Annotated in this window: 14 protein-coding genes; 10 read left to right on the top strand and 4 right to left on the bottom strand. The window is 64.7% G+C overall.

Annotation, left to right across the window (positions count from 1 at the left end; genetic code table 11):
- Positions 1 to 174: 174 nt before the first annotated feature.
- Together rpsU and CLU86_RS04695 are read left to right on the top strand one after the other, a co-directional pair.
- Positions 175 to 387: a 30S ribosomal protein S21 gene (rpsU, locus tag CLU86_RS04700; RefSeq protein WP_007833691.1), complete on the top strand. Its 213-nt coding sequence runs from the start codon at positions 175 to 177 to the stop codon at positions 385 to 387.
- Positions 388 to 592: 205 nt separating this feature from the next.
- Positions 593 to 1,039 carry a GatB/YqeY domain-containing protein gene (locus CLU86_RS04695; protein ID WP_099655073.1) on the top strand — a complete coding sequence of 149 codons (447 nt, stop codon included), beginning with the start codon at positions 593 to 595 and terminating at the stop codon, positions 1,037 to 1,039.
- Positions 1,040 to 1,194: 155 nt separating this feature from the next.
- Here CLU86_RS04695 and CLU86_RS04690 read toward each other — a convergent pair whose 3' ends face one another.
- Both CLU86_RS04690 and CLU86_RS04685 read right to left on the bottom strand, forming a co-directional pair.
- Positions 1,195 to 2,166 (bottom strand): DMT family transporter, encoded by a 972-nt coding sequence (locus CLU86_RS04690; RefSeq protein ID WP_099740812.1) that lies wholly within the window; start codon positions 2,164 to 2,166, stop codon positions 1,195 to 1,197.
- Positions 2,163 to 3,098: a LysR substrate-binding domain-containing protein gene (locus CLU86_RS04685; RefSeq protein WP_199175089.1), complete on the bottom strand. Its 936-nt coding sequence runs from the start codon at positions 3,096 to 3,098 to the stop codon at positions 2,163 to 2,165. Before CLU86_RS04685 ends, CLU86_RS04690 begins: the two co-directional genes overlap by 4 nt.
- Before the next feature lie 97 nt (positions 3,099 to 3,195).
- Here CLU86_RS04685 and CLU86_RS04680 point away from each other — a divergent pair, with 97 nt between their 5' ends.
- Positions 3,196 to 4,284 (top strand): tartrate dehydrogenase, encoded by a 1,089-nt coding sequence (locus CLU86_RS04680; RefSeq protein ID WP_099740811.1) that lies wholly within the window; start codon positions 3,196 to 3,198, stop codon positions 4,282 to 4,284.
- Positions 4,285 to 4,378: 94 nt separating this feature from the next.
- Here CLU86_RS04680 and CLU86_RS04675 read toward each other — a convergent pair whose 3' ends face one another.
- Complete coding sequence (locus CLU86_RS04675; RefSeq protein ID WP_199175088.1) at positions 4,379 to 4,996, bottom strand: TetR/AcrR family transcriptional regulator; 618 nt, start codon at positions 4,994 to 4,996, stop codon at positions 4,379 to 4,381.
- Positions 4,997 to 5,096: 100 nt separating this feature from the next.
- On the opposite strand from CLU86_RS04675, the gene CLU86_RS04670 reads away from it, so the two are divergent.
- The 3 genes from CLU86_RS04670 (at position 5,097) to CLU86_RS04660 (ending at position 8,023) form a co-directional block, all read left to right on the top strand.
- Positions 5,097 to 5,600 carry an HPP family protein gene (locus tag CLU86_RS04670; RefSeq protein WP_099655069.1) on the top strand — a complete coding sequence of 168 codons (504 nt, stop codon included), beginning with the start codon at positions 5,097 to 5,099 and terminating at the stop codon, positions 5,598 to 5,600.
- Between the two features lie 247 nt (positions 5,601 to 5,847).
- A complete protein-coding gene (locus CLU86_RS04665) occupies positions 5,848 to 6,636 on the top strand; it encodes a MetQ/NlpA family ABC transporter substrate-binding protein (RefSeq protein ID WP_099655068.1) in 789 nt (262 codons plus the stop codon).
- A gap of 505 nt (positions 6,637 to 7,141) precedes the next feature.
- Positions 7,142 to 8,023: a LysR family transcriptional regulator gene (locus CLU86_RS04660; protein ID WP_099740810.1), complete on the top strand. Its 882-nt coding sequence runs from the start codon at positions 7,142 to 7,144 to the stop codon at positions 8,021 to 8,023.
- On the opposite strand, the gene CLU86_RS04655 is transcribed toward CLU86_RS04660, so the two are convergent.
- Positions 8,020 to 8,952, bottom strand: coding sequence for a LysR substrate-binding domain-containing protein (locus tag CLU86_RS04655; protein WP_099740809.1), 933 nt, complete (start codon positions 8,950 to 8,952; stop codon positions 8,020 to 8,022). The genes CLU86_RS04660 and CLU86_RS04655 overlap by 4 nt on opposite strands.
- A 142-nt stretch (positions 8,953 to 9,094) precedes the next feature.
- On the opposite strand from CLU86_RS04655, the gene CLU86_RS04650 reads away from it, so the two are divergent.
- From CLU86_RS04650 to CLU86_RS04635, 4 genes are all read left to right on the top strand, one after another.
- Positions 9,095 to 10,084, top strand: coding sequence for a tripartite tricarboxylate transporter substrate binding protein (locus tag CLU86_RS04650; RefSeq protein WP_099655065.1), 990 nt, complete (start codon positions 9,095 to 9,097; stop codon positions 10,082 to 10,084).
- Positions 10,085 to 10,160: 76 nt separating this feature from the next.
- Positions 10,161 to 11,690: a UxaA family hydrolase gene (locus CLU86_RS04645; protein ID WP_099743284.1), complete on the top strand. Its 1,530-nt coding sequence runs from the start codon at positions 10,161 to 10,163 to the stop codon at positions 11,688 to 11,690.
- A 79-nt stretch (positions 11,691 to 11,769) separates the two neighbouring features.
- Positions 11,770 to 13,257 carry an NAD-dependent succinate-semialdehyde dehydrogenase gene (locus CLU86_RS04640; protein ID WP_199175087.1) on the top strand — a complete coding sequence of 496 codons (1,488 nt, stop codon included), beginning with the start codon at positions 11,770 to 11,772 and terminating at the stop codon, positions 13,255 to 13,257.
- 94 nt (positions 13,258 to 13,351) lie between these two features.
- Entirely contained in the window at positions 13,352 to 14,356 is a 1,005-nt protein-coding gene (locus tag CLU86_RS04635) for a tripartite tricarboxylate transporter substrate binding protein (RefSeq protein WP_099655063.1), read from the top strand.
- The last annotated feature ends 36 nt before the right edge of the window (positions 14,357 to 14,392 follow it).

Genomic DNA, 14,392 nt, shown 5'->3' with positions numbered 1-14,392 from the left:
CAGAGACATGCAACACAGCCACCACGCGAAAAATAAAAGGCTATAATCCTCGGCTTTGCTGGCATCACCCCGTCGGCCAAATACTAGTTACAGACGGGGAACCCGCCACGCACGGTCTTCAGGCCCGATCTCCTGGAAACCCTCTGCCGGCACACTTTTGGAAAACATTAGCTAATGACTACGATCCGCGTAAAAGAAAACGAACCCTTTGACGTTGCACTGCGTCGCTTCAAGCGCACCATTGAAAAGCTGGGCCTGCTGACCGACCTGCGTGCCCGCGAGTTCTACGAAAAGCCCACAGCAGAACGCAAGCGCAAGAAGGCAGCCGCCGTGAAGCGCCACTACAAGCGCGTTCGCAGCATGCAGCTGCCTAAGAAGCTGTACTGATCGTTGCCGGCCCTGGGCCGACACACAACCCGCGCTAGGGACGCCAAGCGCGGGTTTTTTGTTTTTCGGGTTTGTCAAAAGGCTTTCTGGCGTCGTTGCACTGCCTTGCCGTAGCCTTAGCTACTGTCTGCGGCATTGCGCCTCGCCATAAAGCCTTTTGACAAACCCTCTTCTGCTATCCCCCTGACTGCAAAGGAATGCCGCCATGAGCCTGAAAGCCCAAATCACCGAAGACATGAAAACCGCCATGCGCGCCAAGGACAGTGAGCGCCTGGGCACCATTCGCCTGCTGCAAGCAGCCATGAAGCAAAAGGAAGTGGACGAGCGTGTGGAGCTGGACGATGCGGCCATCGTCGCCATCGTGGACAAGCTCATCAAGCAGCGCAAGGACAGCATTGCCGCCTTTGAAGGCGCCAACCGCCAGGACTTGGCCGACAAGGAAAAGTCTGAAATGGTGGTGTTGCAGGCCTATTTGCCCGAGCGCATGTCGGCCGAAGAGACCCTGGCCGCCGTCAAAGCCATCGTGGCCGAGCTGGGCGCCGCAGGCCCGGGCGACATGGGCAAAGTGATGGGCGTGGTCAAGACCCGCCTGGCAGGCAAGGCCGACATGGGCCAGGTGTCTGCCGCTGTGAAGGCTGCGCTGGCAGGCTGATCGCCCTCAAGCACCCGCACATTTGCTACTAAATTAATAGCTGCTCGCGCTTGTTAATCAAGCGCTAGCAGCTATTTTTATATGTGAACGCAGCGCTCCTGGCCTACAGAACCCGTTCATAGAAGCACGGGCGGTGCGACCTACCTCAAACCACCTCACCCCAAGAGCAACGCACACCCCAGCACCGCCATGGCAGCCCCCACCCAAGCGCCCCAGGCCGGGCGCTGCCCGGTGCGCCACCACAGCAGGGGCAACAGCAGCACGGGCGACACCGACGACAGCATGCCCACCAGCCCGGCGCTGCCGTGCTGCAGGGCCTTGAGGATCAGCGTCATGCCCACGGCCATGGCCAGGGTGGCACTGGCAAAGGTATAGGCCAGGTCGCGCCACTGCAGGGGCGACTGCACCCGCGCCATGGGCAAGCCTGCGCACCACAACAGGGCATGGCACGCAAAGCCAGCCGTCATGCGCACGGCCGATGCGGCCACCGGGTCGAGCCCCGCCGCCATGGCGGGCTTAAGCACCAAGGTGCCCACCGATTGCCCCAGGGCCGACAACACCCCCAGCGCCACACCCACCGCCAGTTGGCCCTGGGTGGATTCGAGCTGGTGTGCCACGCCACCGCGCTTGCCAAACGCAATGGCGCCCATCACACCGCCCACCAGGAGCACGCCGCCCGGCAAGGCCCAGCCCTTGAGCGATTCGTCCAGGAACAGCGCCGCCAACACCACCGTGAACAGCGAATGCGTGGCAAACAGCAAGCCCGAGCGGCGCGGCCCCAGCCGGTTCATGCAAGCGAACAGCGCCGTGTCGCCCACAAAGATACCGATCACGCCCGACAGCACCAGCAGGCCCACAGCATCCCAGGCCACGGCACCCCCAGCCCATTCGCCGGCCACCCCCGGCCCCGCACCCAAACCGCCCCCCGCCAGACTGCGCCAGCTGCCCGTGGCCAGCGCCATGCCCCACAGCAGCACGGCCGCAAACACCATGCGCCAGCGGGTAAAGGCAAACGCCCCCATGCGTGCCGACGCGGCTGCAGAGAACAAACTGGCCGTGGCCCAAGTGGCTGCAGCCAACACGGCGAGGCTTTCGGGCGGCAGCCAGCCAGACCACACGGGGCTCATGCGCCGCCCTCCCCCGCCTGCGGCCCGGCATCCCAAGGCCTGCGGCGAAACTGCTCCTGCAAAAACTCCACACACACCCGCACCTTGGCCGAGCGTTCCAGCCGCGTGGGGTACACGGCCCAGATGTTGGCCTCCTGTTGCCAATCCGGCAGCACCTGCACCAGCTGGCCGCGCTGCAGCAGCGGGCCCACATCCCACAGCGAGCGCAGCGCAATCCCGCGCCCGTCCACCGCCCACTGCACCACCATCTCGCCGTTGTTGGCCGACAAAGGGCCGCGCACCTTCACCGCCTGCTCTTGCCCCGCATGGCGCAAGCGCCACACGCCAAACGGATGGTCGCGCTCCTTGATCACCAGGCAGTCGTGGCTGGGCAGCTCGGCCAGCGTGCGGGGTGTGCCCCGCCGCGCCAGGTAAGCCGGGGCAGCGCACAGCACGCGGTGGTTGTCGGCCAGGCGGCGGGCAATCAGGTGCGGGGCGATCTCGTCACCCACGCGCACGTCCAGGTCAAACCCCTCACCCGCCACGTCCACCAGCCGGTCAAACACCTCCAGGCGTACCTGCAGGCTGGGGTGGCGCTCGACCAGTTGCGACAGCACCGGCGCCACCACGCTGCGGCCAAAGCCAAAGCTGCAGCTCACCCGCAGCAGGCCACGCGGCTCGGCGCGGGTCACGGCCACCTCCTGCAGCAGCTGGTCCATATCGTCCAGAATGCGCTGCGCCCAATGGAAAACGCGCTCGCCCTCCTCCGTCACGCTCACGCGGCGGGTGGTGCGGTGCAGCAGTTTCACGGCCAGGTCTTCCTCCAGCAGGCGGATGCGCTTGCTGACAAAAGCGGGCGAAGCGCCCAGCTCTTGCGCCGCCTCGGCAAAGCTGGCTTTGCGCACCACCACGGTGAACACCCGCAGGTCGTCGGGCGAAGGGTTTTTATGCACGATGTGTAAACAATCAGACCACAGAGCGCTGATTGTATTTGCTGGGATTCTCGCCAAAAATGCAGCCACTGCCCAACTTGATTGCCCAAGGAGACCTATGTCCAAGACCTACCAAATCGCCGTATTGCCCGGAGACGGCATCGGCAAAGAAGTGATGCCCGAAGGCCTGCGCGCCATCCAGGCCGCCGCCGCCCGCTTCGGCTTTGAGCTGCAACTGCACACCTTCGAGTGGGCCAGCTGCGATTACTACGCCGCCCACGGAAAAATGATGCCCGACGACTGGAAGGCAAAACTGTCAGGCATGGACGCCATCTTCTTTGGCGCCGTCGGCTGGCCCGCCACCGTGCCCGACCATGTCTCGCTGTGGGGGTCTCTGCTCAAGTTCCGCCGCGAGTTCGACCAGTACATCAACCTGCGCCCCGTGCGTTTGTTTGAAGGCGTACCTTGCCCCCTGGCAGGCCGCAAGCCCGGAGACATCGACTACTACGTGGTGCGCGAGAACACCGAGGGCGAGTACACATCGCTTGGCGGCATCATGTACGAAGGCACCGACCGCGAAATCGTCATCCAGGAATCGGTCTACTCCCGCCACGGCGCCAACCGCCTCTTGAAGTTCGCCTTCGACCTGGCCCAAAGCCGCCCCAAAAAGCACGTCACCCTGGCCACCAAGAGCAACGGCATCGCCATCAGCATGCCCTGGTGGGATAAGAGGGCGGACGACGTCGCCAAGGACTACCCCGAGATCACGCTGGACAAGCAACACATCGACATCCTGACCGCCCGCTTTGTGCTGCAGCCCGGGCGCTTTGATGTGGTGGCCGCCACCAACCTGTTCGGTGACATCCTCAGTGACCTAGGCCCGGCCACCACCGGCACCATCGGCCTGGCCCCTTCGGCCAACCTCAACCCCGAGCGCAACTTCCCCAGCCTGTTCGAGCCCGTGCACGGCTCCGCGCCTGACATCTACGGCAAGAACATTGCCAACCCGATTGCGATGATCTGGTCGGGGGCGCTGATGCTGGACTTCCTCACGCAGGGCCAGGGTGCGGGGCGCCAGGCGCACGATGCGATCGTGGGTGCGATTGAAGAGACGCTCAAGGGAGGGCCACGCACGCCGGACCTGGGGGGCACGGCCAACACCACGCAGGTGGGTGAGGCCATTGCCGCTTTGATTGCCAAGGGTTAAAGCCAAACCCGCCGCAGCCAGCCCACCCGGCAGCTCCGGCTAAGGCCAGCGATTGCCGCTGGCCTTGTGCAAACAACAGCCCAGCAGGCGCCAACTAATGCGCCTGCTGCGCAGAAGCAGCCCCCCACAGCGCTCGCAAAATGCCCTGCAGCACCGCCAGCGCTGGCGCGGGCTCCTTGGTCATCTGCACGCGGACGATGGCACCGTCCACCGCCATGGCCACCGCATCGGCCAAAGCGGTGTATGCGGGCCCAGAGGGCAGCCGGGCCGCAATCGCATCGGCCATATCCCGCTTGTGGCGCAACGAGGCCTCAACGACCCAGGGCCCCAGCCCCTCGGCCTCCGCCACACCATTGATAAAAGCGCAGCCCCGGTAATCAGGCATCTCAAACCAGGCTTGCAGCGCCTGCAGCACGCACTGCAACGGAAAGTCGCTGTCCGTTGGCGCATCCGCCAGAGCCCCCTTGAACCACTGCATCCACAAGGCATGCCGATGCTCCAGGTAGGCCGCCACCAGATCGTGCTTGCTAGGGAACTGGCGGTAGAAGGTGACCTTGGTGACATGGGCCTCGCCAATGATCCGGTCAATGCCAGTGGCGCGGATCCCCTCCCGATAGAAAAGCGCATGCGCAGTGTGCAGGATGCGCTCGCGCACGCCCATCGCGGCCAGGTCGGCGTCTTTGCCTTGCAAAGCAATCAACAGATGTGTCATGGAGCACATGGTAGACAAATCTGTCTACAACGGCTAGCATTCCATCATGTAGACAACTCTGTCTACATGATGGACATACCGTGATGACAAGGAACCCCACATGCTGATCCAAAAACTGCGCGGCCAGGGCGCCGCCTTGCCTGCCCGCCCACCGCTGCGGGCCATCGCCCTGGCATGGTTAGGGGGCGCCCTGGCCATCGCCACGGTGGCACTGGCAGGCCAACAATGGGCGCTGTCGCTCATCCTGGGCTCGTTCGGTGCGTCGTGCGTGCTGGTGTTTGGCTTTCCCGACGTGCCCTTCTCTCAGCCCCGCAACGTGGTGGTGGGGCACTTTTTAAGCTCCCTCATCGGCCTGGTGTTTCTGCAATGGGCGGGGCCGCATTGGTGGGCCATGGCACTGGCCGTGGGCACCGCCATTGCGGTCATGATGTGGACGCGCACCGTGCACCCACCGGCCGGGTCCAACCCCGTCATCATCTTTTTGGCGCAACCCACATGGGACTTTCTGTGGTTCCCCACGCTCACGGGCGCTGTGGTGTTGGTGCTGGTTGCGCTGCTGTACAACAACCTGACCCGCCCGGGGCGCTACCCCCAGTACTGGTAAGCCACCGCCCGTCGCGTGCCGCCGCGCGACCGAACGCTCCTGATTTCATAGCTACCAGCGCTTGGGAATAAGCGCTGAGGCCAATTTTTGCCTAAAATCACCAAAAGCACTTATCGAAATAAGAAGCTGACTTGTTATATCGATATGAAAATAAAAACCTGTGATGCACCAAACCAGGGAATTAAACTTTGCAACAGCCCGGCCCCACCGCCGGAAGTCATCTCCTCTCTTTGAAAGACACATTGCAATGCTGAAGAAAGCTCTTTCCGCACTGGCCATCGCCACCCTGGCGCTGAGCGCTCAGGCCGCTGACGTGGTCCTGAAGGTGGCCGCGTCCTCCGTGCCGCACGCCGAGATCCTGAACTTCGTGAAGCCCCAGCTCAAGGCCGAAGGCATCGACCTGCAGGTGCGTGAATTCAGCGACTACATCCAGCCGAACGCGGCCGTGGAAGACAAGCAGCTTGACGCCAACTACTTCCAGCACCAGCCCTACCTGGACAGCTACAACAAAGACCGCAAGAGCAGCATCGTCGCCGTGCCGAATGGCAAAGTGCACATCGAGCCCTTCGGCGCCTACTCCAAGAGGATCAAGGCCGTGAGCGAGCTCAAGGAGGGCGCCCTCATCGCCATCCCGAACGACCCCTCCAACACCGGCCGCGCATTGCTGCTGCTGCAGTCCCAGGGCCTGATCGAGCTGAAGGATCCCAAGAACATCACAGCCACGCCGATCGACATCGTCAAGAACCCCAGAAACCTGAAGTTCCGCCAGCTCGAAGCCGCCTTGCTGCCCCGTGCGCTGGACGATGTGGACCTGTCCCTCATCAACACCAACTACGCCATCGAAGCCAAGCTGAACCCCTCGAAGGACGCGCTGTTCCTGGAGTCCGGCGATTCGCACTACGCCAACTTCATCGCCGCCCGCAAGGACCGTGCGAACGATGCCAGCATCCAGAAGCTGGTGAAAGCACTGCACACGCCTGAAGTGAAGAAGTTCATCCAGGACAAGTACAAGGGCGCGATCATCCCCGCCTTCTGAGGATCAGGGCAGGTGGCCTTGCGGCCCCTCCTCCTCCCCCGGCAAAAAGCGCTGCCTCGGCAGCGCTTTTTTCTTGGCGGCACATCGCCCACAAACAATCGACCAGCCGCGTCGCCACCGGCATCGCCCACTGCCCCTGCAATGTGACAAGGCCCACGGGCGGCCAACCCACCGCCGACGCCCGCCGCACAGGTGTCGCGGCCGCCATGGCCCCCTCACCCCCCACCCGGTGGCACCCGAAATTGCGCAGTAACGCGTTGCTCTGCCCGGGCCAAGGCGGCCGCAGCGCGTGCCAGCCAATCCCGCCATGTGGCGCCTGCAAGCCAATGCCTGCGCGGCGCCAGGGCTTGGCCTGAGGAGGGTGCCGACGGCGGGGCCTGTTCGGCGGGATCGGCGGAAGACGTCAAAGGAAGTGGCTTCATGGAGCAGCATGCTCACGCTGAGCAAAACATCTGTAAAGTTGAATTAGCTGACAATTCAATTCACAAATACTGACGTCACGCCCATGCGCAACCTGAACCTCGACCAACTGCAAACCCTGATTGCCATTGCCGACCTGGGCACCTTTGCGGCGGCCGCCCAGGCGCTGCACCTGGCACCACCCACCGTGAGCCTGCACATCAAGGAGCTGGAGTCGCGGCTGGAGGCAGAACTGGTGGTGCGTGGCCGCCGCCAGGCGGAGTTAACGCCCGCCGGGGAGGTGCTGGTGCAAGAAGGCCGCCAGTTGCTGCAGGCCGCAGACGACCTGGTGGAGCGGGTGCGCCGCCGCGCATCCGGACGCGAGGGCGTGGTGCGGGTGGGCGTGTCGGCCGGGGTCAGCACCCGGCTGCTGCCGCGCATGCTCGAAGCCCTGGCCCAGCGCAGCCCGGGCGTGGAAATCCGGCTCGAAGCCGTGGGTTCGGCCGAGTCGATGCAGCGGCTCAAGGCGGGCTCGCTCGATATAGGCATCGTTGCCAGCCCGCAGCCCCCCGTGCCCGAGGTGCGCCAGATGCCTTGGCGCACCGACCCCATGGTGGCCCTGCTGCCCGCCGCATGGGACGCCCCCGAGTTCGTCACGCCCGACTGGCTTGCCACGCGCCGATGGGCATCGTTTGCCCCGGCCACGCAGATGCACGGGCTCATTGCCAGCTGGTTTGGCCAGGCGGGGCACCACCCTCGCCCGTTCCTCGCATTGAGCTATCCCGGCGCGCTCAAAAGCCTGGCCGCCGCGAGCCAGTGTGCAGCGCTGTTGCCCATGGAGGAAGTGCAGGACCAGCAAGACGCGCCAGACGTGCACGTGCGCCACCTGCGGCCCCAGCTCATGCGCCCCATGGCCATCGCGCACCGCCACCAGGCATCACCCGCCGTACAAAGCGTGTTGGGCTTGCTGGCGGAGTTTTCGGGTTAAGTGCCTCGCGCCACCTCGCGCAAGCACTCCACCAACTGCGTGGTCACCGGCGTCACCCGCTGCCCGCGCAGCGTGATCAGGCCCACGGGCGGCAAATCCACCGGCACGGGCAGCTTGAGCACCGCCACCATGCCCTGCTGCGCAAAGTGCGCCGCCACGCTGCGCGCCATGAAGGCCACAGCGCCGCGCCGCTGCAAGAAGGTGATCTGCGACAGAAAAGACGCCGACTCGACCACATCTACCGGGGGCAGCAGGCCGTGGGCAAAAAACTGCTGCTCCAGCTTGACCCGCAGGGACGCCCAGGGCGGCGGCATCACACAAGGCTGTGCGGCAATGTCGGCCCACTGCACCTTGCGTTTGCCCGCCAGGGAGTGGCTGGGGTGCACCACGGCGGCCATGGGGTCGTCGTACAGCGCCTCGGTCTCCAGGTCGGGCGAGGCGTAGCCGGGCTCCAGGCGGCCCACAAACAGGTCCAGCTCGCCCAGGCGCAGCTTGGGCAGCAAGCGGGTCAGGTCGCCCTCGTCAATCAACACCGTGGTGCGGCTGGAGCGGGCCTTGAGCCGCTCTACCGCTGGCGCCAGCAGCACGGGCGTGGCGGCCACCATGGCGCCCACGCTGGTGCGGCCGATGGCGCCGCTGGCTTCGGCCGCAATCTCGTCGCGCGTGCGATCAAACCCCGCCAGCACCGAGCGGGCAAAGCGCACCACGCTGGCACCCGCCGCCGTGGGCTCGGTGCCCCGGGTCGATCGCTCAAACAGCGGCAGGCCAAACATGGACTCGATCTCGGCCAGGGTTTTGGAGACCGCAGGTTGCGTGATCGACAGGAATTCGGCCGCCCGGCCCAGGTGCCGGAACTGGTCCAGCGCCACCAGCATTTGCAGGTGGCGCAGCTTGAGGTTGCTGCGCAGTACGCGGTCGATCTGTGCCATGGCGTGACTCCCTTTTTGCAGTTCTTTGCCCAGTTTTCTTCATAACCTAAATGCAATGAAGACAGTCTATATTTTCATTGGATTGTTATGCAGCATTTCTCAACAATGGGTACCAACAACATAAAAACCCACGGAGACAAGCATGCAGACCCCACGCATTGCACGGCGTCGCTTCGTGCTCGGCGCCTTGAGCGCCAGCGCACTGGCCACCACATCGGGCAACCTCTTCTCGCAAGCCTGGCCTGAGCGCCCCATCACCTTCATCTGCCCTTGGCCTGCAGGCGGCACGGCCGACCAGTCCATGCGCGCACTGTGCACCGTGGCCGGGCGCATCCTGGGCCAAAGCATTGCGGTCGAGAACAAGGTGGGTGCCTCCGGCATGATCGGCTCCAAGGCGCTGGCCTCGGCCAAGGGCGATGGCTACACCATCGGGCAAATCCCGATCTCGGTCACGCGCTTCTCGCAGCTGGGCACATTGCAGGCAGACCCCCGCAAAGACTTCACCTACATCGCGCGCACCTCGGGCCAGACCTTCGGCATTGCGGTGCCTGCCAACTCGCCCTTCAAGACACTCAAGGACTTCGTGGCCTACGCCAAAGCCAACCCCGGCAAGGTGAGCTACGCCCACGCGGGCGTGGGCGGCGCCACACATGTGGGCATGGAAGAGTTCGCCAGCGTGGCAGGCATCCAGCTCAACCACGTGCCCTACAAGGGTGGCGCAGAGGCACTGCAGGGTGTGCTGGGCGGCCATGTGGATGCGCTGGCCGACTCCAGCTCGTGGGCGCCGCATGTCGAAGCGGGCAAGCTGCGCCTGCTGGCCACCTGGGGCGAGCTGCGCACGGCCCGCTTCAAGGACGTTCCCACCCTGCGCGAGCTGGGCTACGACGTGGTGGTGGACGCCCCCAACGGCATTGGCGCCCCCAAGGGCCTGGACCCCGCCATCGTGGCCAAGCTGCGCGATGCCTTCAAGCAAGCGGTGGCCAGCCCCGAGTTCAAGTCGGTGATCGACAAGCTCGATGCGCCGCTGCTCTATCTGGACGGGCCCGACTACGAAAAATACGTCAACACCGTCTACCAAAAAGAGACCGTGTTGATCGACAAGCTGAAGCTGCGCGAGCTGATGAAGAGTTGAGCGCAAGGTGACGCACGAAGCCCCAGCGCCCAACGCGGGGCGCTGCCACGTTCAGGCCCCATTGATGAAAGCCTCCATGTCCCGCACCGATAGCACCCTGCTGCACCTGCACCCCAACGACAACGTGCTGGTTGCCAAAACCGCCCTGGCCCTGGGCCAGGACATTCCGGAGCTGGGCCTGCGCACCCGCGCCCAGGTACCCGCCGGGCACAAGATTGCCGCGCGCCGCATTGCGGCAGGCGAGCAGGTCAAAAAGTACGACACCGTGATCGGCGTGGCCACGCGCGACCTGGAGCCCGGCGACTACGTGCACAGCCACAACCTGCAGCTGGTGGACTACTACCGTGACCCCGCCTTCGGCGCCGATGTGCAACCCGTTCAGTATGTGCCCGAGGCCGAACGCGCCACCTTCCAGGGCTTTGTGCGGCCCGGCGGCGGCGTGGGCACACGCAACTTCATCGGCATCCTGTCGTCGGTGAACTGCTCGGCCACCGTCATCAAGCGCATTGCCGCGCATTTCACACCCGAGCGGCTGGCCGCCTACCCCAACGTGGATGGCGTGGCCGCCTTTGCCCAGACCAGCGGCTGCGGCATGTCCTCGCCCAGCGAGCACTTTGATGTGCTGCGCCGCACCCTGGCGGGCTACGCGCGCCACCCCAACCTGGCGGGCGTGCTCATCGTGGGCCTGGGGTGTGAGCGCAACCAGGTCGATTCGCTGGTCGATTCGCAGGGGCTGAAAGAAGGCAAGCTCATGCGCACCATGGTGATGCAGGACGTGGGCGGCACCCGCGTGACCATCGAGGCAGGCATCCGCGCCATTGAAGAAATGCTGCCCATCGCCAACGAAGCACGGCGCACCACCGTGAGCGCCAGCCACCTCAAGATTGGGCTGGAGTGCGGCGGCTCGGACGGCTTCTCGGGCATCACCGCCAACCCCGGCCTGGGCGCGGCCATGGACATCCTGGTGCGCCACGGCGGCACCGCCATCCTGAGCGAGACGCCCGAAATCCACGGCGTGGAGTTCATGCTCACCCGCCGCGCCATCAGCCCCGAAGTCGGCCAGAAGCTGCTGGACCGCCTGGCCTGGTGGGAGAAGTACACCGCAGGCCAGAACGCCCAGTTCAACGGCGTGGTGGGCCACGGCAACCAGGCCGGTGGTCTGGCCAACATCTTTGAAAAATCGCTGGGCAGCGCGATGAAAGGCGGTACCACCCCGCTGCGCGCCGTGTACGAATACGCCGAGCCCATCACCGAAAACGGCTTTGTGTTCATGGACTCGCCGGGCTATGACCCTGTGGCCTCCACCGGCCAGATTGCCAGCGGTGCGCAGCTCATCTGCTTTACCACCGGCCGTGGCTCCATGTTTGGCAGCAAGCCCGCGCCCACCATCAAGCTGGCCAGCAACACGCCCATGTTCACCCGGCTGGAGGAGGACATGGACATCAACTGCGGCGTGGTGATTGACGGCGAGTGCACCGTGGCCGAGCTGGGCCAGCGCATCTTTGACCAGATCCTGCGCCATGCCAGCGGCGAGGAAACGAAGAGCGAATTGCTGGGTTTGGGTGATCACGAATTTGTGCCGTGGCACATGGGGATTGTCAGCTAACGCCACGCCCATTCACTATCAAAACAATAGCTGCTAGCGCTTATTAGATAAGCGCCAGAGCCCCATTTCATTCAACCCCATGTCCGCCACTCCTTCCCTGCCTCTGCCACTGGCCCGCCCCGACCTGATCCGCAGCGCCAACTTCATCGCCGGCCAGTGGACTGCCTTCACTGGCCCGCTCCTGCCCGTCACCAACCCCGCCACCGGCGCCGTCATCACCTCGGTGCCTGACTCGGGGGCTACCGAAGCCCTGGCCGCCCTGGATGCCGCCCATGCTGCTTTCGCCACTTGGCGCAAAGTCCCCGCCAAGCAGCGCGCAGCCATCATCAAGCGCTGGAACGACTTGGTGCTGGCCCACCAGGATGACCTGGGCGCCTTGATCTCAATGGAGCAGGGCAAGCCCCTGGCCGAAGGCAAGGGTGAAGTGGCCTATGCCGCCAGCTACATCGAGTGGTTTGGTGAAGAGGCCACACGCATGAATGGCGAGGTCATTCCGGCCCCGGTGCCCGGTCGGCGCATGTTTGCTTTGAAGGAGCCCGTGGGCGTGGTGGCGGCCATCACCCCCTGGAACTTCCCCGCTGCCATGATCGCCCGCAAGATCGCCCCGGCCCTGGCAGCAGGGTGCACGGTGGTGTGCAAGCCTGCGGAGGACACGCCGCTGACGTCTTTGGCTTTGGTGCTGCTGGCCCATGAGGCAGGTGTGCCTGCGGGTGTTTTGAACATCGTCACTGCCTCACGCCAGAACACCCCTGCGGTGGTGGATGTGTGGCTGGACGACAGCCGGGTGCGCAAGATCACCTTTACCGGCTCTACTCCCGTGGGCAAGCACCTGGCACGGCGCAGTGCCGACACGCTCAAGAAGCTGTCTCTGGAGTTGGGGGGCAATGCACCTTTCATCGTGTTTGACGATGCCGATCTGGATGCGGCCGTGGACGGCCTGATGGCGGCCAAGTTCAGAAACGGTGGCCAGACCTGTGTGTGCCCCAACCGGGTGTTTGTGCACCGCAGCGTGTTTGACACCTTTGCCACCAAGCTAGCGGCCAAGGTGGCTGCCCTCAAGGTCGGCCCGGCCAGCGACCCGGCTTCGCAGATCGGCCCCATGATCAATGACCGGGCGGTGGAGAAGATCGAGCGGCATGTGCAGGACGCCGTGGCCAAGGGCGCCAAGGTGCTCACCGGGGGCCAACGCCTGGCGCACCTGGGCCCCAACTACTACGCACCCACGGTGCTCAGCGGGGCCGATGCCACCATGGCCTGTGCGTGTGAGGAGACCTTTGGGCCGGTGGCGCCGCTCACGGTGTTTGACGACGAGGCCGAGGTGGTGGCCCAGGCCAATGACACACCGTTTGGGCTGGCGGGGTACTTCTACAGCCAGAACGTCAAGCGCATCTGGCGGGTGGCCGAAGCCCTGGAGACGGGCATTGTCGGCATCAACGAAGGGGCGATTGCGGCGGAGGCTGCGCCGTTTGGGGGGGTGAAGGAGTCAGGCTATGGCCGAGAGGGCTCGACCCATGGGCTCGACGATTACCTGCACACCAAGTATGTTTGTCAGGGGCTGCTGGACTGAGGCATCGCAGCCCCCAAAACAATCCGTCTGATAACCCACAGGGCAGACGGCAAAAAGGTCACTAGAACCATTCACAACCAAAGGAGACAAGACCATGAGCATTCAACAACACGCCAAACACATCACCCGCAGACCCCTGCTGGCCGCACTGGCAGGCATGGCACTGGCGGGCGCCATGCCCCTGGCACACGCGCAACCAGCGGCCTTCCCGAGCAAGCCCATCACCATGGTGGTGCCCTACCCTGCCGGGGGTGCCAACGACATGCTGGGCCGCCTGATCGGGCAGAAGATGGGCGATGCCCTGGGCACGGCAACCGTGGTGGACAACAAGCCCGGCGCGGGGGCCCTGCTGGGCGCCGGCATTGTGGCGCGCGCCCCGGCCGACGGCTACACCCTGCTGGTGGGCGGCCTGGCCACCCACGCGGCCAGCCCCAACTTGCTCAAGGCCGACTACGACCCGCTCAAGGACTTCGAGCCCATCGGCATGATCGGCAGCGCGCCCATCATCGTGATCACCGCCACCGACTCGCCCTACAAGACGCTCAAAGACGTGGTGGATGCCGCCCGCAAAGACCCGCAAGCCATCATGTATGGCTCGTCGGGCAATGGCTCGCCCCTGCATTTGGCAGGCGAGCTGTTCCTGTCGATTGCCAAGGTCAACATGACCCACATCCCCTACAAGGGTGGCAACGCACACATCATCGATTTGATCGGTGGCCGCGTGCCGGTGATTTTTGACACCGCCACCAACTCCATGCCCCTGCTGCGCGGTGGCAAGGTGCGTGCGCTGGCCGTGGGCAGTGCCAAGCGCCTGCCCGATCTGCCGGATGTGCCCACCCTGGCAGAACTGGGCTACCCACAGTTCGAGTTCTCGGCCTGGTACGCCCTGTTTGCGCCCGCCAAGACCCCTGCCGACGTGAGCGCCAAGCTCTCTGCCGCGCTGGCGAAAACCCTCAAGCTGCCTGAAGTGGCCAGCAAGCTGGGCGAGCTGGGTGTGTCGGTGGGCAATGGCAACGCCAACGAGCTGCGCTCCTTCTTGCCCGCGGAATACCAGCGCGTGGGCAACCTGATCAAGACCGCCAAGATCAAGGCCGACTGACGACCACGCCCTCCCGGACCTTCAATGCCGGGAGGG

Origin of the sequence: Acidovorax sp. 62, assembly GCF_002754495.1 — a bacterium.
Lineage (GTDB): Bacteria > Pseudomonadota > Gammaproteobacteria > Burkholderiales > Burkholderiaceae_C > Acidovorax.
Note: the sequence above shows the minus strand (reverse complement) of the source record. Positions and strands in the feature narration are given on the sequence as shown.

Coding starts and splice junctions, on each gene's coding strand:
- CLU86_RS04640 (WP_199175087.1), top strand. CDS start 11,770: ATGTCCGCCACTCCTTCCCTGCCTCTGCCACTGGCCCGCCCCGACCTG.
- rpsU (WP_007833691.1), top strand. CDS start 175: ATGACTACGATCCGCGTAAAAGAAAACGAACCCTTTGACGTTGCACTG.
- CLU86_RS04670 (WP_099655069.1), top strand. CDS start 5,097: ATGCTGATCCAAAAACTGCGCGGCCAGGGCGCCGCCTTGCCTGCCCGC.
- CLU86_RS04690 (WP_099740812.1), bottom strand. CDS start 2,166: ATGAGCCCCGTGTGGTCTGGCTGGCTGCCGCCCGAAAGCCTCGCCGTG.
- CLU86_RS04675 (WP_199175088.1), bottom strand. CDS start 4,996: ATGACACATCTGTTGATTGCTTTGCAAGGCAAAGACGCCGACCTGGCC.
- CLU86_RS04635 (WP_099655063.1), top strand. CDS start 13,352: ATGAGCATTCAACAACACGCCAAACACATCACCCGCAGACCCCTGCTG.
- CLU86_RS04695 (WP_099655073.1), top strand. CDS start 593: ATGAGCCTGAAAGCCCAAATCACCGAAGACATGAAAACCGCCATGCGC.
- CLU86_RS04665 (WP_099655068.1), top strand. CDS start 5,848: ATGCTGAAGAAAGCTCTTTCCGCACTGGCCATCGCCACCCTGGCGCTG.
- CLU86_RS04655 (WP_099740809.1), bottom strand. CDS start 8,952: ATGGCACAGATCGACCGCGTACTGCGCAGCAACCTCAAGCTGCGCCAC.
- CLU86_RS04680 (WP_099740811.1), top strand. CDS start 3,196: ATGTCCAAGACCTACCAAATCGCCGTATTGCCCGGAGACGGCATCGGC.
- CLU86_RS04645 (WP_099743284.1), top strand. CDS start 10,161: ATGTCCCGCACCGATAGCACCCTGCTGCACCTGCACCCCAACGACAAC.
- CLU86_RS04650 (WP_099655065.1), top strand. CDS start 9,095: ATGCAGACCCCACGCATTGCACGGCGTCGCTTCGTGCTCGGCGCCTTG.
- CLU86_RS04660 (WP_099740810.1), top strand. CDS start 7,142: ATGCGCAACCTGAACCTCGACCAACTGCAAACCCTGATTGCCATTGCC.